General features: G+C 59.0%; 15 protein-coding genes and 1 pseudogene. 6 read left to right on the forward strand and 10 right to left on the reverse strand.

Translation table 11 applies throughout. The features are described 5' to 3' along the window. Positions 1 to 36: 36 nt before the first annotated feature. The gene (locus tag ACEPAJ_RS05430; protein WP_425913986.1) at positions 37 to 408 is read right to left on the reverse strand and encodes a GreA/GreB family elongation factor; all 372 of its coding nucleotides are present in this window, start codon (positions 406 to 408) and stop codon (positions 37 to 39) included. 487 nt (positions 409 to 895) lie between these two features. Then, positions 896 to 1069, reverse strand: coding sequence for a hypothetical protein (locus ACEPAJ_RS05435; RefSeq protein ID WP_425913987.1), 174 nt, complete (start codon positions 1067 to 1069; stop codon positions 896 to 898). Positions 1070 to 1392: 323 nt separating this feature from the next. On the opposite strand from ACEPAJ_RS05435, the gene ACEPAJ_RS05440 reads away from it, so the two are divergent. The 4 genes and pseudogenes from ACEPAJ_RS05440 to yegQ all read left to right on the forward strand — a co-directional run bounded on the left by ACEPAJ_RS05440 (position 1393) and on the right by yegQ (position 5489). Next, entirely contained in the window at positions 1393 to 1653 is a 261-nt protein-coding gene (locus ACEPAJ_RS05440; RefSeq protein WP_425913988.1) for a DUF4212 domain-containing protein, read from the forward strand. Between the two features lie 3 nt (positions 1654 to 1656). After that, complete coding sequence (locus tag ACEPAJ_RS05445; protein ID WP_425913990.1) at positions 1657 to 3426, forward strand: sodium:solute symporter family protein; 1770 nt, start codon at positions 1657 to 1659, stop codon at positions 3424 to 3426. Positions 3427 to 3509: 83 nt separating this feature from the next. Further along, positions 3510 to 4016 (forward strand): hypothetical protein, encoded by a 507-nt coding sequence (locus ACEPAJ_RS05450; protein ID WP_425913991.1) that lies wholly within the window; start codon positions 3510 to 3512, stop codon positions 4014 to 4016. Positions 4017 to 4173: 157 nt separating this feature from the next. Next, a pseudogene (yegQ, locus tag ACEPAJ_RS05455) lies at positions 4174 to 5489 on the forward strand (tRNA 5-hydroxyuridine modification protein YegQ). A 158-nt stretch (positions 5490 to 5647) separates the two neighbouring features. Here the strand turns inward: yegQ and ACEPAJ_RS05460 are convergent. The 6 genes from ACEPAJ_RS05460 to ACEPAJ_RS05485 all read right to left on the reverse strand — a co-directional run bounded on the left by ACEPAJ_RS05460 (position 5648) and on the right by ACEPAJ_RS05485 (position 14121). Continuing rightward, positions 5648 to 6349, reverse strand: coding sequence for a 3'-5' exonuclease (locus ACEPAJ_RS05460; protein WP_425913993.1), 702 nt, complete (start codon positions 6347 to 6349; stop codon positions 5648 to 5650). Next, positions 6346 to 8277 carry a putative nucleotidyltransferase substrate binding domain-containing protein gene (locus ACEPAJ_RS05465; protein ID WP_425913994.1) on the reverse strand — a complete coding sequence of 644 codons (1932 nt, stop codon included), beginning with the start codon at positions 8275 to 8277 and terminating at the stop codon, positions 6346 to 6348. Before ACEPAJ_RS05465 ends, ACEPAJ_RS05460 begins: the two co-directional genes overlap by 4 nt. A gap of 154 nt (positions 8278 to 8431) precedes the next feature. Beyond that, positions 8432 to 8836 carry a phosphate ABC transporter substrate-binding protein gene (locus ACEPAJ_RS05470; protein ID WP_090255046.1) on the reverse strand — a complete coding sequence of 135 codons (405 nt, stop codon included), beginning with the start codon at positions 8834 to 8836 and terminating at the stop codon, positions 8432 to 8434. An 11-nt stretch (positions 8837 to 8847) separates the two neighbouring features. Beyond that, entirely contained in the window at positions 8848 to 10023 is a 1176-nt protein-coding gene (locus tag ACEPAJ_RS05475) for a porin (protein ID WP_425913996.1), read from the reverse strand. A 23-nt stretch (positions 10024 to 10046) separates the two neighbouring features. Continuing rightward, entirely contained in the window at positions 10047 to 11666 is a 1620-nt protein-coding gene (locus ACEPAJ_RS05480; RefSeq protein ID WP_090255050.1) for a methyl-accepting chemotaxis protein, read from the reverse strand. 277 nt (positions 11667 to 11943) lie between these two features. Then, the gene (locus ACEPAJ_RS05485; RefSeq protein WP_425913998.1) at positions 11944 to 14121 is read right to left on the reverse strand and encodes a malate synthase G; all 2178 of its coding nucleotides are present in this window, start codon (positions 14119 to 14121) and stop codon (positions 11944 to 11946) included. A gap of 296 nt (positions 14122 to 14417) precedes the next feature. Between ACEPAJ_RS05485 and ACEPAJ_RS05490 the strand changes: the two genes are divergently transcribed. Further along, positions 14418 to 14864, forward strand: a complete 447-nt coding sequence (locus tag ACEPAJ_RS05490) for a GNAT family N-acetyltransferase (protein ID WP_425913999.1) — start codon at positions 14418 to 14420, stop codon at positions 14862 to 14864. 26 nt (positions 14865 to 14890) lie between these two features. Next, positions 14891 to 15409: a glycine cleavage system protein R gene (locus ACEPAJ_RS05495; RefSeq protein WP_425914000.1), complete on the forward strand. Its 519-nt coding sequence runs from the start codon at positions 14891 to 14893 to the stop codon at positions 15407 to 15409. Positions 15410 to 15626: 217 nt separating this feature from the next. Here the strand turns inward: ACEPAJ_RS05495 and rarD are convergent, their stop codons facing one another. Beyond that, a complete protein-coding gene (gene rarD, locus ACEPAJ_RS05500) occupies positions 15627 to 16520 on the reverse strand; it encodes an EamA family transporter RarD (RefSeq protein ID WP_425914001.1) in 894 nt (297 codons plus the stop codon). Positions 16521 to 16808: 288 nt separating this feature from the next. Then, positions 16809 to 17783, reverse strand: coding sequence for a serine/threonine protein kinase (locus ACEPAJ_RS05505; RefSeq protein WP_425914003.1), 975 nt, complete (start codon positions 17781 to 17783; stop codon positions 16809 to 16811). Between the last annotated feature and the right edge of the window lie 50 nt (positions 17784 to 17833).

The following is a 17833-nucleotide window of genomic DNA, read 5'->3' on the forward strand; positions in this document are numbered from 1 at the left end:
CTGCAGTGCCTGCAGGCGTGGCGTTGAGAGGGCTGGTTAGGCGGTCTCTGCGTCTGAGTCCGCCACGTTGATCACCAAGTACCGACAGCCTCTTGCGTAGTTTTGCAAGGAAATGACTTCGCCTGATACCGCGCCAAGTAGCGCGCTACCGAGTGGCGAAAAAATTGAAACCTCATGGATCTCCGGGCTGCTTTGGCTGCTTGCCACCAACGTCAGTTCGGCCATGCTGTCGGCCTCTAGGTCGAGTAGCTTCAGCGTACTGCCGATGCTGGCCACCTGAGCCAGGTGGCCGGTCGAGCGTAAGCGCTCGATGCGATCAAGTTTGCCGATTAGCGCTGTCAGGTCACGCGGACCAATCAAACAGACGCGGGCGTTTTTTAACAGGGCTTTGCGTGTATGCAACGTCATGGTGTCTCCTAGACGCAACAAGTCCGGATTAAACCGGTTGAATAAACAGACGAGTATGGGTGTTTATTAGTGGGTTAAATAAGCGGGCTTCGGTGTTGGGTGGGGTTGCTAAGTTAATAATGTTTTATTGTGCCTAAGAGTTTAATGAATAATCAGCTATTACCGATGCAATGCAAGAAGTTAGGCGTTCTCGGCGTTTTATGTCGGTAGGTCAGTGGTTATTTAAAGGCGCAGTAAACAGATTGTTTTATTGTCAGTCAGCAGTCTATGGCCGCTACCATAATGCATCTAGGAATATAAGCAAGCCCGCTGCCTGGCGGGCTCGGGGCGTGCTGCCGGTTGTGCGAGGACTATGTGTTTTAGTTTCGCGCGGCGATAGAGGGGCTGTTTTAGTGCGGTGCGAGCCATTAGTGTTCAGCGGTTTGTTTTAGACCGTAGGCGCCCTGTACGAAAGCGCGTTTTATCTACGCGGCACAGCCTTGAGTTTTTAACGGCAGGGGTGCGGGTTAATAATCGGGATAATGTTCTGCGCACTGCAATAAATCGTGTCGGGTAGAACTGCCTGTTTTAAGGCCGATTTGACGGCGTCATATTGTTTTGTCGACTTCAGCCTGTGCGAGCGGTGCAGGCGGCGACGCGGCCCAACGATCAGGGCTTGCATTAATCCCTGTTTTTTCAGCTGCTACGCTTACCCGGCCGCGGCCATCTCCGAGCGGTTAAATGCGCCTGTCGCTTTGTCTGAGGTACCGCGTACGGAGCTGTTGTGCGCAGGTATTGGCAGGCCGCACTGCGCAGGGTGTTAGACCAAGGTGGTGTGGTGGCCCGCTGGGGTACCGTAATTTGGAGCAAGGTGACTGTTAATTAAGGAGAAATATAAAAATTCAGCGAGGTGCCTGGCAGCTAATACCAATGTCTATCTGTCGGCTTGTGGTGTCCTACTGCTAGCTTGAGGCTGTACGAGAATAACAATAACCGGAGGAGTTTATGACTTCTGAAAAAGCTAACGCTGCAGCGTATTGGAAGGCGAATGTTCGGCTGATCACGTGGAGCCTGATTGTCTGGGCACTGGTGTCATACGGCTTCGCCATACTGCTTCGACCCATGCTGGCAGGCATTTCTGTTGGTGGTACCGACCTTGGTTTCTGGTTCGCCCAGCAAGGTTCGATCATCACCTTTGTCGGGGTCATTTTCTTCTATGCGTGGAGAATGAACAAACTCGATAAACAATTCGGTGTCGAGGAATAACCCATGAGCCAGTTTGTAATCAATATGCTGTTTGTGGGCGCTTCCTTCGTGCTCTATTTCGGCATCGCCATCTGGGCCCGTGCCGGCTCGACCAAAGAGTTCTATGTCGCCGGCGGTGGTGTTCACCCCGTCACCAACGGCATGGCCACTGCGGCTGACTGGATGTCGGCCGCTTCCTTTATTTCCATGGCGGGGCTGATCGCTGCCGGCGGTTATGCCAATTCCACCTTCCTGATGGGCTGGACCGGCGGTTATGTGCTGCTGGCTATGCTGCTGGCGCCTTACCTGCGCAAGTTCGGTAAGTTCACCGTGCCAGACTTCATCGGCGATCGCTTCTACAGCAACGGCGCACGCCTGGCTGCCGTGGTGTGCTTGATCATCATCTGCGTCACCTACGTAATCGGCCAAATGGCCGGTGCCGGTGTGGCGTTCTCGCGCTTCCTCGAAGTAAGTAACTCCACCGGTATCTGGATCGCAGCTGGCGTGGTGTTCTGCTACGCGGTGTTCGGCGGCATGAAGGGCATCACCTACACCCAGGTGGCTCAGTACGTGGTGCTGATCATTGCCTACACCATTCCGGCGGTGTTCATCTCCCTGCAACTGACGGGCAACCCGATTCCGATGTTCGGCATGTTCAGCGAGCACACTGAGTCAGGTGTGCCGCTGCTGCAGAAGCTCAATGAAGTGGTTATGGGGTTGGGCTTCACCTCTTACACCGGGGATATCAGCAGCAAGTTGAATATGGTGCTGTTCACCCTGTCGCTGATGATTGGTACGGCTGGTCTGCCGCACGTAATCATTCGCTTCTTCACAGTGCCGAAAGTGGCTGATGCGCGTTGGTCGGCTGGTTGGACCCTGATCTTCATTTCCATGCTGTATCTCACTGCGCCTGCCGTGGCATCCATGGCTCGCCTGAACCTGCTGACCACCGTTTACCCGCAGGGTGATGCTGCGCCAGCGCTGGCCTATGAAGAACGTCCGGACTGGGTAAAAACCTGGGAAACGACTGGCTTGATCAAGTGGGAAGATAAGAACAGCGACGGCCGTATTCAGCTGTATAACGATGCCTCCCCAGCCTTTACTCCGACTGCTGAAGCACGTGGCTGGAAGGGCAATGAGCTGACTGTTAACAACGATATTCTGGTACTGGCTAACCCGGAAATTGCCAACCTGCCGAGCTGGGTAATTGGCTTGATCGCAGCGGGTGCAATTGCGGCTGCATTGTCGACGGCGGCGGGTCTGTTGCTGGCCATCTCTTCGGCAGTGAGTCATGACCTGATCAAGAACATGATCAATCCAAAAATCAGTGAGAAGGGGGAAATGCGCGCTGCGCGGATTTCCATGGCGGTGGCGATCCTGTTAGCGACTTGGTTGGGGCTTAATCCGCCCGGCTTTGCGGCGCAGGTGGTGGCATTGGCCTTCGGTATTGCTGCGGCCACGCTATTCCCGGCGTTGATGATGGGGATCTTCTCCAAGCGGGTAAACGATAAGGGCGCGATTGCCGGCATGCTGGTAGGCCTGGTGTTCACCGTCGTTTACATCTTCCTGTACCTGGGCTGGTTCTTTATTCCGGGCACTGCGACCTTCGCTAACACCCCGGATAACTGGATCTTTGGCATCTCGCCGCTGTCCATCGGTACTGTGGGTGCGGTGATCAACTTCGCGGTTGCCTACGCCGTGTCCCTCTCTACTGTGGCCCCGCCTCAAGAGATTCAAGACCTGGTGGAAAGCGTACGTACTCCCAAAGGTGCTGGTGGCGCGTTGAGCCACTGAGCATAATCAAGCCTGATCAATGCTGATCAGGGTTTTATCAGCGGGCCTCTTTGTGAGGCCCGTTTTATTTCGGGAGTCAGTCAATGTTGTGGACACTACTTGCCATCGGGGTTGCGGGCTTGGGGGCGGCGGGTATTGCCATGCTGCTGCGCAAACTGACGGGCAATCGTTTGCCGAAGTGGATCATCCCCGCGCTTGGCGGCTTGGGCATGCTGAGCTATCAGATTTACTACGAGTACTCCTGGTTCGAGCATCAGCTACAGCGTCAGCCGGCGGAGTCCGTGCTGGTATCCAGTGAGTCAGGCGAGGTGTTCTGGCGGCCGTGGACGTTCTTCCGGCCAATGACCACGGCCTTTACCGTGCTCGACAGCAAAAGTCTGCTGCGCGAGGAGGCTGCGGGCAGCAACCTGGTGGCGTTCAACCTGTACCGCTTTGAAAAGCAGCATGTTGATCGGGTCAGTCATCAGCCCCATTTGCTCAACTGCACCACCGCCGAGCTGCTGCCGCTTGATGCGCAGAAAAAGCCGCTGCTGCAGCAGATGAAGCGCATAGAGCGTGATGGTGTGCTTTACCAGCATGTTTGCTCCTGAGCGTCTGGGCGCAGGTTAGAACGCTTGGGTTCTCTGTTCCGCCCTCGCGGTCAGCCTGCGCGTAGCGCTTGAGGCCGTGTCATAGACACAGATCAATACAGCCCTTTGGCGGGCTCCCTAAAATCGCGACCCCCTTGGTTTCCCGAGTTCGCGGTTTATGGCCACTCTCCCTGCTTATCCTGAATTGTTGTCCCCGGCGGGGACCCTGAAGAACATGCGCTATGCCTTCGCCTATGGCGCGGATGCGGTGTATGCCGGCCAGCCGCGTTACAGCCTGCGGGTGCGCAACAACGAGTTTGACCACGCGCATCTGGCCTTGGGCATTGCCGAGGCACACGCTCAGGGCAAGCAGTTCTATGTAGTGGTGAATATCGCCCCGCATAACGCCAAGTTGAAGACCTTTCTCAAGGACCTGGCGCCGGTAATCGAGATGGCACCGGATGCGTTGATCATGTCCGACCCAGGCTTGATTATGCTTGTGCGTGAACATTTCCCGCAGATGCCGATTCACCTTTCTGTGCAGGCCAATGCGGTGAACTGGGCCAGCGTGAAATTCTGGCAGCAGCAGGGGCTGAGCCGGGTAATCCTGTCGCGCGAGCTGTCGTTGGAAGAAATCGCCGAAATTCGCAGTGAAGTACCGGGCATGGAGCTGGAGGTATTCGTTCACGGTGCGCTATGTATGGCGTACTCCGGGCGCTGCCTGCTGTCGGGCTATATCAACAAGCGCGACCCTAATCAGGGCAGCTGCACCAATGCCTGCCGCTGGGAATACAAGGCCGAGCAGGGCGCTCAGAACGAGTTGGGCGATATCGTGCGCATCGTTGAGCCGACCCTCGGTGTTGGCGCGCCCACCGAACAGGTGTTTCTGCTGCAGGACGCCTCGCGCCCGGACGAGCCCATGCCGGCGTTTGAAGATGAGCACGGCACCTACATCATGAACTCCAAGGACCTGCGCGCGGTGCAGCATGTTGAGCGCCTGGTGCAGATGGGCGTGCACTCACTGAAAATCGAGGGCCGCACCAAATCCCACTACTACGTGGCGCGTACGGCTCAGGTGTACCGCAAGGCCATCGATGATGCCGTGGCCGGCAAACCGTTCGACAAGAGCCTGATGAACACCCTGGAGTCCCTGGCGCATCGCGGTTACACCGAGGGCTTTCTGCGCCGCCATGTGCACGACGAATACCAGAACTACCAGCGCGGCAGCTCAGTCTCCGAGCAGCAGCAGTTTGTCGGTGAATTGACGGGCGAGCGGCGCGGCGAGTTGGCTGAGGTAAAGGTGAAAAACCGCTTTGCCATCGGCGATGGCCTGGAGCTGATGACCCCCAGGGCAACCTGCGTTTCAGCCTTGAACAGCTGGAAAACCGTAACGGCCAGGCGATGTCCGTCGCCCCTGGTGACGGCCATGTGCTGTACCTACCCGTGCCGCCGGAGGTGCAGGTGGGCTATGGCCTGCTGATGCGCGATTTATAGGGTTATGCGTAGGGTGGATGACGCTTTATCCATCCACCAGGATTGCTGGCCTACCCCGTGGTGGATGAAAAGAGCGTCATCCACCCTACATTCTGTGCCTGCGCAATGGCGGACAATACTTCGGTATGTCCGCCCTCTAGGGTATTGAGGTTTGAAGACTACATTGAATGCGCGCGCTGACGGCGTCGACTGTTGAGCTGCTGTTGCAGCGCCGGCAGGTTGTCGAGGTCTTGCTGGCGCGCCTTGCTAAACAGGATCAACGCCAGTTCGGCGGTGACCAGCGCATCGGCGCTGGCGTGATGGCGCTGCTGCACCTGCAGGCCGAAATGCTGCGTCCAACCGTCCAGGCCGGCGTTGCCCACGTTGGCCTTGGGGCACAGCAGGGGGGCGATTTCGGCGACATCAAAGAACGCATGCTGCAAGCGGTAGCCCAGGCTCTGTTTGAGGGCGCGGGCTAGCATGCGTTGGTCGAACTCGGCATGGAAGGCCAGCAGCGGGCTGTCGCCGACAAACTCCATAAAGGCCAGCAATGCTTCAGCAGGCTCATCGCCCATGGCAATTTCGCTGGGGGCGATGCCGTGGATCAGGGTGCTGGCGCTGGCCTGGTGGCCTTCGCGTTGCAGCGTGCATTCAAATTGCTGGCTCAGGTCGATGGCCGAGTTTTCGATTACCACCGCACCGATCGACAGCACCACGTCGCGGCGCATGTTCAGGCCACTGGTTTCCAGGTCGAGGACGACGAAGCGCTGCTGCAGTGTGCGGCTGTCGAGGGGCGCAGCCTCGGCTAACTGTTGGCGGCGCTCAAGCTGCGCCTCGGTCAGTGCCGGTTTGTGCCCGGTCAGCCAGGTAAACGTGCTCATAGCTGATACCTCACGGCCAGGCTGCTCTGCAGCCGCTGCGCCTGGCGGAAGGACTCACGCAGGATGCGTCGATCCAGGTGGTTGAGGTTATCGGGGTCGACGCGATTGGAATAGGCTTGGCCATTGCGCGCCTGCAGCTGGTGCTGCTGCATGCGTGCCTGCTGGATGTAGTGGTAGGCCTCTTCATAGGCCGCACCATCCTGGGCCTCGATAACCCCTTGGGCGATTAGCGCGCGCAAGCGTTCGAGGGTGTTGCAGGCACCGATGCCGTGAACCAGGGCCAGCAAGCGCGCACCATCGACGAAGGGCGTCAGGCCTTGCACTTTGAGGTCAAGGGTGTCTTTCTCGGCACCTTTACGGGCCACCACAAAGTCGCGGAACAACCCAACCGGTGGGCGCTGGCGTAGGGCGTTTTCAGCCATCATGCGCTGAAACAGGCTATTGCCCGCCACGTGTTTAAGCATGCCCTGACGCAATTGTTCGCAGCCCTGCGGCGCGCCCCAGACGGCGCGCAGGTCGAAGTAAATAGTGGAAGCCAGCAGGTTTTCCGGGGTGGTTGCCTGAACAAAGCTGTCAAAGCGCTTACTCCACTCCTGGCGCGACAGGCACAGCTCAGGATTGCCGGCCATGATATTGCCCTTGCACAGGGTAAAGCCGCACTGGGCCAGGCGCAGGTTGATCTCATGGGCCAGTGGCAATAAGCGTCCACGTATCGCCGCCGCCTCGGCGGCGTCAGGAGCTTCGAAGAGAATGCCGTTGTCCTGGTCGGTGTGCAGGGTCTGTTCGCTGCGGCCTTCGCTGCCGAACACCAGCCAGGTGAATGGGATGCCAGGGTCGCCCATGTCCTCCAGGGTCAGCTCGATGACCCGGCACACGGTGTGGTCGTTGAGCAGGGTGATCAGCTGAGTGATCTGTGTCGAGCTGGCGCCATGGGCGAGCATGTTATCGACCAGTTGGCAGACATCACTGCGCAGCGCGGCGAGGGTTTCCACCCGTCCGGCATGGCGAATGGTGCGCGCCAGGTGCACAAGGTCGACCCGTTGCAGGCTGAACAGGTCGCGCTCGGAGATCACACCGCAGAGTTTGTCGTGCTCGACCAGGCAGACGTGGGCGATATGCCGCTCGGTCATGGCCATGGCGGCATCGAAGGCACTGGCATCCGGCGGCAAGTAGAACGGTGCAGGGGTCATCAGGCTGGCGATGGGTTGTTCCAGCACACTGCCGTCCGCCACCACTCGGCGCAAGTCGCGCAGGGTAAAAATGCCCAGAGGTTTATGTGTGGGGTCGACGATGACGATGCTGCCGACCTGCTGTTCGTGCATCAGTTTGACCGCATCGCGCAGCGGCATTTCTGGGGCGCAGCTGACGGGCGTGCGCATGGCCAATTGGCCAAGACGGGTATCCAGCGAATACTGCGCACCCAGGGTTTCCACCGCATTCATCTGCACCTGCTGATTGACCTGGTCGAGCAGGCTGCTGACCCCGCGCAGGGCAAAGTCGCGCAGCGGATTGGACAGGGCGAAAAGTTTGATAAATGCGGGCTTATTCAGCAGCAGGCAGAAGGTGTCTTCGGCGGCCAGGTGTTCGGTGCGGGTGGCGCGCTCGCCGATCAGCGCAGCCAGCGGGAAGCATTCACCGCTGGTGATCTCGAAGGTGGTTTCCGTGCCGCGCCGTGCCGAATGCGGGCGTTCGCCATGCACGCGGCCCTGTTTGACAATATAGAAGTGCTCAACCGGGCCGTCGGTCGGCTTGATGATTGTTTCACCTTCGCCATAAAACCGCAGCTGACAGTTCTCCACCAGATACGCCAGGTGAGCGGTATCCATCTGATTGAACGGCGGAAATTTCTGCAGAAAGGCCATGGTGCCATGGATGTTCTGCAGCACCGCCGTTTTGCCGGCTTGGGCGATTGCATCTGCGCTGCTCATGGGTGGCCTCACGGTTTGCTCTATGAGCATGATCGACTGGCGCTGTGGGGTAGGCCATTGGACGTAAGTCTAGGCGTTGGGTGCCCTGTGTAAGAGGCATAAAAAAGCCCTTGGATTTTTCAATCCAAGGGCTCTGATGACGATGCTGCAATGATTAAGGCAGGGTAAAGAGAACCTTCACACTGTCATTCACTGCGGCGGCATCTACATAGCCAATCGCATCGGCTTCAGCGGCCACCTTGGCGATGACATCAGCGTCGCCGCCAACGCTTGGTAGCGGTTGGCCCTTGCCGGTGAAAACGAGTCCAGACCAGTATGATTTGAGCTGTGATTCACTCTTGTTGGTCACTGCACTGTAGAACTTGTCCTTGGTTGCAGACCAATCCTTGTGGTCAACGCCTTTCATGGATTTGTCTTTGCCCAGAAAGATGTTGCTGACGTCTGCCTGGCTTGGAGCCTTGGCCGCGCCCGGATTAACGATTACTGCGACTTCGGCCTGAGCCAGCGCGCTAACGCTGAGGCACACGGCGACGCAGAGCGTTTGAATGGAATGCTTCATCAATGCTCTCCTCAGAATACGAAGTCGACGCCGACGCTGATGATGTCACCGTCAAAGTTGCGGGCTGGGCTGCCGAGGGCACCGTTGGAACTGTCGGACAGGGCGTTGTCGAAGGCTTCCTGTGCGGTACGGACGAATACGCCGTCATAGCCACCGGAGGTGTCTACGCGTTTGTATTCGCTTTTCAACACGACGTTGGGCAGCAGGTTGTAGTTCAGGCCCAGAGTCCAGGAGTTCTGCCGACCAGCATCGTCGTCCAGTTGGGCGTAAGTCACGTGAGTGAGGAACTCGCCGAAGCGACGGCCGCCCATCAGGTAGAACGCATCAATGGTGCCGCTGTTGTCAGCTTCGATGCTACGCGAGGTCCACTCGTTGCTGGTCAGCCAGGTGCCGTTGTCGTACTGATAGCCAATGGAAGTAAACTTACCCTTTTGCTTATCAATGGTCTGGAAGCGCTGAACGCCTGGGCCATTCAAGCCGAGGAAAGGGATGTTCGGGCGGTTGACGAAGTCTTCGATCTCGGTGCTGAGATCCGCTTCTACATACCCTACGCGCAGGGTACCGAAGTCATTGGTGGCCAGGCTGATATTGGCGGCAAAGACTTTCTCGTAGTCGATGTCGTGCATCTCATCGAAGGCGAAGATGTCACGGTTTTTAGCTTGGCTACCGGCGACTTGGAAGGCCAGTGAACCGAAGGACAGCGGCATGTTGTAGACCGCGTCTACACCTTCGTAGTTGGACAGCTGGACTTGGCTGTACACCTCGTCAGGCAAGCGCAGCCACGGGTAGCTGAAGCCTACGTCGATGCTTTCCGAGTACATGTACACCGGGGTGCGCAGGCGGCCGACGCGCAGCATCAGGTTGTCAGTTGTCTGCCAGGACAGGTACAGCCACTCGATATTGGCCTGCCAGTCGTCCTGCGCCGGCTTGGCAGTGACTTGCGCAGTGATGCCCACGGTATCGGTCAGGCCGTACTGGATCTGGGCCCCGAATTTGGACAGCTGGTCGCCGCGCCAGGAGTCAGTGGTTTGGCCGGTGATGCCATAGCTACGGCCATCATCTTCGCCACCGAGGTGGGTGATGCCGACCGTACCAAAGGTATTGAAGCGGTGTTCGCCTTGCTCCAGCGCGAAAGCTGGAGCAGCGGCCAGGCAGATGGCCAAGGGAAGCAGACGAGCTTTAAACATGCAGTGATGCTCCTGTGTTCAGGTTAAACGCGGAATTGGGCAGTCGCCGCGCGCAGATGATCCCCTGTGCTGACCAACTGTTCGCCGAGACGAGCCGTTGCTTCTGCACCTTGAGCGGTTGCTTGTGCGTCCTGCTGCAACACTTGTGTATCTTGCTGGATGGAACTGGAAAGGCCGATTTGTTCCTGGGTGAACTGCGCGATACCAGCATTAAGCTGATTAATATGGCCGACGGCGCCGGCAATCGCTTCGAGTATCTGGGTGGCTTGCACGGAGCGCTCGATGCTCGCCTGAGCTTTTTCGCCATTGGCGGTCATCACGCTGAGTACGCCATTGGCGCTGTTCTGCAGACGCAGAATGATGTTCTGGATTTCGGCGGTGGAGGCGGCGGTTTTCGAGGCCAGGTTGCGCACTTCATCGGCCACCACGGCAAAACCCCGGCCCTGCTCGCCTGCCCGCGCGGCCTCGATGGCGGCGTTGAGTGCCAGCAGGTTGGTTTGCTCGGCAATGCTGCGAATCACGGTCAGTACTGAGCCCACCTGCTGGGTTTCCTCTTCCAGCTGCTGCATGGCACTGACAGCACCCATTACGCTGCTGCCGAGGTCGCTGATGCTGCTCGACAGACTGCCGATGTTCTTGCGCGCCTGATCCGCCTGCTGCGAGGCTGCCCCGGCTTCTTCGGAGGCCTGTTGTGAACGGTGGGCAACCTCCTGAATGCTGTTGGTCATCGTCAGAATGTCACGGCTGATCGAGTCGGTATGGCCTTGCTGCGAACGTGAGTTTTCCTTGGAGTCTTGAGTCAGCCGGTACAGTTCCTGGGACATGCCGGCGAGCGGGCTGGCAGCTTCGATGATCTGGCGGATGGTGCCTTGCAGCTTGTCGATAAAGCTGTTGAACAGCTGAATCATTTCACCGATTTCATCATTGGAGTCGACATTCACTCGGCGAGTCAGGTCGCCATCACCCCGGGCGATTGCCTGTAGTGAGGTGATCACGCCACGCACGTTGGTCATGGTGCCGCGAATTACCAGCACTGAAGCAATGCTGATTAGCAGTACCAGAATGGCTGACAGAGCAAAGCCTACGCGGGTGGTGGTGGCGTTGTCCGTGCGGGTTTGCGCCAGGGTTTCCTGAAAGTCTTCATATGCATGGGTACGGAACGCATTGCCGAGTTTTTGCGCTTCACCCAAGTCACTGGCCATGCGGCCGAGGTTGGGCGCCAGGTCTTCAAAGCTGGCGCTGCCTTTAATCAGCTGCTCTGAGGCGGGCAGGGCGTTGTCCGCGTAACGCTGTATTGCGCTCCGCCAGGCGTCCAGTTCCTGACGGCGGTCCGCTTGGGTGACCAGGGTCTGCAGTTCCTGCTGCATGTCCGCAATGTCAGTCAGGACTTTGCGCGCTTCATCGAGGGTTTCCAGCTCTCCGGCGGCGACTGCGCTATTAAGCAGGCCCGGTAAACGTGAGTACTGGAAGATCACCGCATCGGCCTTCTCAAGGGTCGGGAAACTATTGGTTTCCAGGGTGACCAGGCGCACATCGTTGTTTGCCAGTTGTAGCGAGGTGTAGCCCACGAACAGCAGCAGACCCAGCAAGGCAATGGCGGGCAGCAGTAAGAACTTCAGTGTCAGCGAGAGATTTTTCAACATGGCAGATGTACCCAAAGAGGGGCGCGGAGTATACCGAGTTCATATAGTGGCGTAATGCCGCTTTTCGGTCATTTTTTAGTCATATTCCGTTATGGCTATATTATGGTTTCGGCTGGCATGCCTATTCCTATAGCCAATAAAGTGAGTATCTGCTTGAAATTGTCGAACAAAAGCGAGGCCGCCAGCCTGATGCAAGTCACTGTGCCTGTGCTTTGCTGGCAGCCAATAATAAAAAACCGCCCCGAAGGGCGGTTTTTTATGTGGCTTCAGCTGCGGGTTACAGGCCGTTGGCGGCTTTGAACTCGCGGCGGCGGCGGTGCAGGACTGGCTCGGTGTAGCCGTTCGGCTGCTTGGCGCCTTCGACCACCAGTTCCAGGGCAGCCTGGAAGGCGATGTTGCTGTCGAAGTTCGGTGCCAGCGGACGGTACAGCGGATCAGCTGCGTTCTGACGGTCAACCACCGGTGCCATGCGCTTGAGGCTGGCAACGATCTGCTCTTCAGTGGCGATGCCATGACGCAGCCAGTTGGCCAGTAGCTGGCTGGAGATGCGCAGGGTAGCGCGGTCTTCCATCAGGCCGACATCATTGATGTCCGGCACCTTGGAGCAGCCGACGCCCTGGTCGATCCAGCGCACTACATAACCGAGGATTCCCTGGGAGTTGTTGTCCAGTTCGTTCTGGATCTCATCAGCCGACCAGTTGGTGTCCTTGGCCAGCGGAATGCTCAGGATGTCGTCGATGGACGCGCGCTCACGCTTGGCCAGTTCGGCCTGACGGGCGAACACGTCGACCTTGTGGTAGTGCAGCGCGTGCAGCGCGGCGGCGGTCGGCGACGGAACCCAGGCGGTGTTGGCCCCGGCCAGTGGGTGAGCGATTTTCTGCTCAAGCATGCCGGCCATCAGGTCGGGCATGGCCCACATACCTTTACCGATCTGTGCACGGCCTTGCAGGCCAGTGGCCAGGCCGACATCGACGTTGTTGTTCTCGTAAGCGGCGATCCACTTCTCGTTTTTCATGGCGGCTTTACGCACGACGGCGCCGGCTTCCATGGAGGTGTGGATTTCGTCACCGGTGCGGTCGAGGAAGCCGGTGTTGATGAACACCACGCGCTCGCTGGCGGCTTTGATGCACGCCTTGAGGTTAACGGTGGTGCGACGCTCTTCGTCCATGATGCCGACTTTCAGCGTGTTGCGCGTCAGGCCCAGGACGTCTTCAACGCGGCCGAAGATCTCGGTGGTGAATGCCACTTCTTCTGGACCGTGCATCTTCGGCTTAACGATGTACATGCTGCCGGTGCGGGTGTTTTTGCGGCTGGTGTTGCCATTCAGGTTGTGCACGGCGATCAGGCTGGTAAACAGCGCGTCCTGGATGCCTTCCGGAATCTCGTTGCCTTGGGCATCGAGAATCGCCGGGTTGGTCATCAGGTGACCGACGTTACGAATGAACAGCAGGCTGCGCCCGTGCAGGGTCAGCTCGGAGCCGTCGGTCTGGGTGTAGACGCGGTCCGGGTTCATGGTGCGGGTGAAGGTCTGGCCGCCTTTGGCCACTTCTTCGGACAGGTCGCCCTTCATCAGGCCCAGCCAGTTGCGGTAGACCACGACTTTGTCGTCGGCATCGACCGCGGCAATGGAGTCTTCGCAGTCCATGATGGTGGTCAGCGCAGCTTCCATCAGCACGTCTTTAACGCCGGCTGCGTCGGTCTGGCCGACTGGGGTGCTGGCGTCGATCTGGATTTCGAAGTGCAGGCCGTTGTGCTTGAGCAGTACGGCGATTGGCGCTTCGGCAGGGCCTTGGAAACCAACCAGTTGCGCGTCATCACGCAGGCCGCTGTTGCTGCCGCCTTTGAGGGCGACGACCAGCTTGCCGTCAACAATGCTGTAGCCGGTGGAGTCGACGTGCGAGCCAGCAGCCAGCGGTGCGGCATCGTCGAGGAAGGCGCGGGCGAAGGCGATGACTTTGTCACCACGAACCTTGTTGTAGCCACGGCCTTTTTCGGCGCCGCCTTCTTCGCTGATCGCATCAGTGCCGTACAGTGCGTCGTACAGCGAGCCCCAGCGCGCGTTGGAGGCGTTCAGGGCGAAGCGCGCGTTCATCACCGGTACAACCAGCTGCGGGCCAGCCAGACGGGCGATTTCTTCGTCGACATTCTGGGTTGTGGCCTGGAAGTCAGCCGGCTCTGGCAGCAGGTAGCCGATTTCCTGCAGGAAGGCTTTGTAAGCCGCTGCATCATGGGCCTGGCCGGCGCGGGCTTGGTGCCATGCGTCGATCTGTGCCTGGATCTGGTCGCGCTTGGCGAGCAGGGCGTGGTTTTTCGGTGCCAGGTCATTGATGACCGCTTCGGCACCTGCCCAGAACGTCTCGGCACTCAGGCCGGTACCGGGGATGGCTTCGTTGTTCACGAAGTCGAACAGCACTTTGGCAACCTGCAGGCTGCCTACTTGAACGCGTTCAGTCATCACTTGCCTCACTCTGCTCAGCTCTACTCAATAGCCGCGTCGGACATGGGTAATAAGTCATGTAGTCCGAGGCGCGGCATACTACATCAAGATCAGGGGAAAATCAGTCGGTGCGCGTCGCGCTGCGACTAGGAAGTGCTTTGCAGTCACTCTGTGCGACTTTTTGTCGCTACAATCTCTTAATATTGTTTCATATAAAGCAAAAAACAGTACACAGTTAATTGTGTTTATCGCGCTCAATCTGTTTGTGCGGGCTTACCTATACTGCTCTGCACCTTTTAGGGAGTGCGAATCTTATGCCTATACACGCCGCCACAGCCGCAGACCTGGATGAGCTGAGCGAGATGTTTGGCGCCTATCTTGGGTTTTATAACGTGGCCAAACCCGCAGCGCAGGTGCGCAACTTTATTGCCGCTCGGCTGGACAACGCCGACTCGACGATTCTGCTGGCCCGTGACGCGCAAGGCGGCGCATTGGGCTTTGTTCAGCTCTATGCCTTTTTCGCCTCGCTAGCGTTGCAGCCGGCTTGGTTGTTGAGTGATTTGTATGTCTGCGAGCCGGCACGCCGTCAGGGTGTCGGTGAGGCCTTGATGAACGCCGCTCGCGCGCACGCCGAAGCCACCGGTGCCTGCGGTTTGCAGTTGGAGACGGCAAAGAGCAATCTGCCAGGACAAGCCCTCTATGAGCGCCTGGGTTATGTGCGTGATGAGGCCTTTTATACTTACTGGCTGGGGCTGAATTGAGCAGCCGCTGAATTAAGGAGCAGAACATGGATCATCTGGTACTGACGGTTATCGCCCAGGATCAGCCCGGGCTGGTCGAGCGTGTGGCTCATTGCATCAGCGAGCATGGTGGCAATTGGCTGGAAAGCCGTATGTCACGCATGGCCGGCCAGTTCGCCGGGATTCTGCGGGTCGATGTGCCACTGGCAGCGCATGCCGGGCTGGTCTCGGCGCTGGAGGCGCTGCAGGCGCAAGGTATTCGCGTGCAGATCGCGTTGGGTGGTGATGCGCCGACGAGCATCTGGCAGCCGATTCACCTGGAGCTGGTGGGCAATGATCGCCCGGGTATCGTGCGCGATATCACCCGTTTGCTGAGCAGTCAGGGCGTCAACTTGGAAAGCTTGAGCACCGAGGTGGTGCCGGCGCCGATGAGTGGCGAGCTGCTGTTTCAAGCCCAAGCGTTGCTGGGCGTGCCGCAGAGCCTGAGCCTGGAACACCTGCAGGGGCACCTGGAAAGCCTGGCCGATGACCTGATGGTGGAGCTGAAGCTGCGGGTCGAGGAGTAGCGTGTGGGTGTTATCCACGCCCCGTGTGGATAACTCTGTGGGTAGCATGAGGAGCCCCGGAGCACTGCTTAGTGCCCCGGGGCTTTTGATTAACTGCTTAAAAAATAAGCACTTAACGCAGGGTTGTGCACAAAGGCCGGGGATGCTTCTGTGGATAACCGTGGGGCAACCCGCTGCAGCCCAGGCGGGCTATGTGTTGCAGCGGGCTGGTTGTTTTTTAAACAGGTCGACGTTTGCGCAGGGTCAGCCAGGCGTCGAGGCTGTAGATCGCCAGGCCAGCCCAGATGCAGATAAAGGCCAGCAACTTGCTCGGGTCGAAATGCTCGCCAAACAGGAAGATCGCCTGCAGCAGTACCAGGGTCGGGGCCAGGTACTGCAGAAACCCCAGGGTGGTGTAGGGCAGGTGGCGGGCGGCGGCGTTGAAGCACACCAGGGGCACCAGGGTGATCGGGCCCGCGACGATCAGCCAGAGCGCTTCTGGGGTGCTCCAGAAGTCCGCTTGAGTGCTCATGGCGACGGGGTTCAGCAGCAGCCAGCCGATTGCCAGAGGCAGCAGTAGCCAGGTTTCCACCACCAGGCCGGGCAGGGCCGCCACAGGCGCCTGTTTGCGAATCAGCCCGTAGAAACTGAAGGTCAGTGCCAGCACCAGGGATACCCACGGAATGCTGCCAACCTGCCACAGTTGCTGCAGCACGCCCAGCGCGGCCAAGGCCACGGCCAGCCACTGCAAGCCGCGTAGGCGCTCGCCGAGAATCAGCATGCCCAGCAGCACGTTGACCAGTGGGTTGATGTAGTAGCCCAGGCTGGCTTCGAGCATGCGCCCGTCATTCACCGCCCACACATAGACCAGCCAGTTGCTGGCGATGAGCAGCCCGCTGAGTGCCAGCACGGCAAAGCGTTTGGGGTTGGCCAGCAGCTCGCGTAGCCAGCCGGGGTGCTTCCACACCAACAGCAGCAAGGCACCGAACACTGCAGACCAGAGCGCGCGGTGCACGATGATTTCCACCGCTGGTACGCTTTGTATGGCTTTGAAATAGAGCGGGAACAGGCCCCAGATGATGTAAGCGGTTATGCCGAGAATGTACCCGCGACGCGGGTTGACGGTGGTCATGCTGGGTCCTTGCTTAGGCTGCTAACTAAAGACCGGGGATTCTAGTCGCGGCGCAGGGGCTTGTCTGGTCGTTCAGCTTGGCTGTCAGGGGCCTGCACAGAATTAGTGTAAATCTGACGTTACACGGTGTGAGTAACTGTTAGGTCTGCGCCCTCTATTCGCTGTCGTTGGGCGCAGGTCGTAGGTTCGGGGCGCGGCGCGATCCCCAGTATTACGCGCTGATGGGGGGCGCCTCGAGCTCTCGCCTTCCAGGGCATTGCCATTGTGAGGTGCGGGGCAGCGCGCCGATCAGAACAGCTTTAGCGGCTCTTCATCCAGTGCCGCCATTTGCTCGCGCAGGATCAGAATCTGATCGCCCCAGTAACGCTCGCTGCCGAACCAGGGGAAGCTCATGGGGAAGGCCGGGTCGTCCCAGCGCCGCGCCAGCCAGGCGCTGTAATGCATCAGGCGCAGGGCACGCAGACCCTCGATCAGCGGCAGCTCGCGCGGGTTGAAGTCGTGGAATTCCTGGTAGCCGTCCATCAACTCCGAGAGCTGGCCGAGGCGTTCATGGCGGTCGCCGGCGAGCATCATCCACAAGTCCTGAACGGCTGGGCCCATGCGGCAGTCGTCGAGGTCGACCATGTGGAAGGTGTCGTCGCGGCACAGCAGATTGCCGGGGTGGCAATCACCGTGCAGGCGAATCGCTTGCACCGGGTTGGCGGCGAACAGCGTGTCTAGGCGCTTGAGTAGATCGCGTGCGACGGACTCGTAAGCCGGCAGCAAGCTGCGCGGAATAAAGTTGCCATCGAGCAGGGTGGCCAGTGATGCGTGGCCAAAGTTGCTTACCTGTAAGGCTTCACGGTGGGCAAACGGCTTGAGTGAGCCCACGGCATGCAAGCGGCCGAGCAGCTGGCCGAGGCGGTAAAGTTGGTCGAGGTTACCCGGCTCCGGTGCGCGCCCGCCGCGCCGGGGAAATAGCGCAAAGCGAAAGCCGGAATACTCGAACAGGGTTTCGCCATCGCGCACCAGTGGGGCCACCACCGGCACCTCACATTCGGCCAGTTCGAAGGTGAAGCTGTGCTCTTCGCGGATCGCGGCATCGGTCCAGCGATCCGGGCGGTAGAACTTGGCGATCAGCGGCGTTTCATCCTCTATACCCACCTGATACACGCGGTTCTCATAGCTGTTTAGCGCGAGAACGCGGGCATCGCTGAGGTAGCCGATGCTCTCCACGGCATCCAGCACCAGGTCGGGCGTGAGTGCAGCAAATGGATGGGACATGGGCGACTCCGGTGAGTGGGCCGCAAAGTGTAACCCTTATGTCGCTGCGG

This window comes from Pseudomonas sp. GWSMS-1 (assembly GCF_049847425.1).
Classification (GTDB): domain Bacteria; phylum Pseudomonadota; class Gammaproteobacteria; order Pseudomonadales; family Pseudomonadaceae; genus Aquipseudomonas.

Coding starts and splice junctions, on each gene's coding strand:
- ACEPAJ_RS05505 (WP_425914003.1), bottom strand. CDS start 17,783: ATGTCCCATCCATTTGCTGCACTCACGCCCGACCTGGTGCTGGATGCC.
- ACEPAJ_RS05430 (WP_425913986.1), bottom strand. CDS start 408: ATGACGTTGCATACACGCAAAGCCCTGTTAAAAAACGCCCGCGTCTGT.
- ACEPAJ_RS05475 (WP_425913996.1), bottom strand. CDS start 10,023: ATGTTTAAAGCTCGTCTGCTTCCCTTGGCCATCTGCCTGGCCGCTGCT.
- ACEPAJ_RS05470 (WP_090255046.1), bottom strand. CDS start 8,836: ATGAAGCATTCCATTCAAACGCTCTGCGTCGCCGTGTGCCTCAGCGTT.
- ACEPAJ_RS05480 (WP_090255050.1), bottom strand. CDS start 11,666: ATGTTGAAAAATCTCTCGCTGACACTGAAGTTCTTACTGCTGCCCGCC.
- ACEPAJ_RS05460 (WP_425913993.1), bottom strand. CDS start 6,349: ATGAGCACGTTTACCTGGCTGACCGGGCACAAACCGGCACTGACCGAG.
- ACEPAJ_RS05435 (WP_425913987.1), bottom strand. CDS start 1,069: ATGCAAGCCCTGATCGTTGGGCCGCGTCGCCGCCTGCACCGCTCGCAC.
- ACEPAJ_RS05450 (WP_425913991.1), top strand. CDS start 3,510: ATGTTGTGGACACTACTTGCCATCGGGGTTGCGGGCTTGGGGGCGGCG.
- ACEPAJ_RS05465 (WP_425913994.1), bottom strand. CDS start 8,277: ATGAGCAGCGCAGATGCAATCGCCCAAGCCGGCAAAACGGCGGTGCTG.
- ACEPAJ_RS05445 (WP_425913990.1), top strand. CDS start 1,657: ATGAGCCAGTTTGTAATCAATATGCTGTTTGTGGGCGCTTCCTTCGTG.
- ACEPAJ_RS05495 (WP_425914000.1), top strand. CDS start 14,891: ATGGATCATCTGGTACTGACGGTTATCGCCCAGGATCAGCCCGGGCTG.
- ACEPAJ_RS05485 (WP_425913998.1), bottom strand. CDS start 14,121: ATGACTGAACGCGTTCAAGTAGGCAGCCTGCAGGTTGCCAAAGTGCTG.
- ACEPAJ_RS05490 (WP_425913999.1), top strand. CDS start 14,418: ATGCCTATACACGCCGCCACAGCCGCAGACCTGGATGAGCTGAGCGAG.
- ACEPAJ_RS05440 (WP_425913988.1), top strand. CDS start 1,393: ATGACTTCTGAAAAAGCTAACGCTGCAGCGTATTGGAAGGCGAATGTT.
- rarD (WP_425914001.1), bottom strand. CDS start 16,520: ATGACCACCGTCAACCCGCGTCGCGGGTACATTCTCGGCATAACCGCT.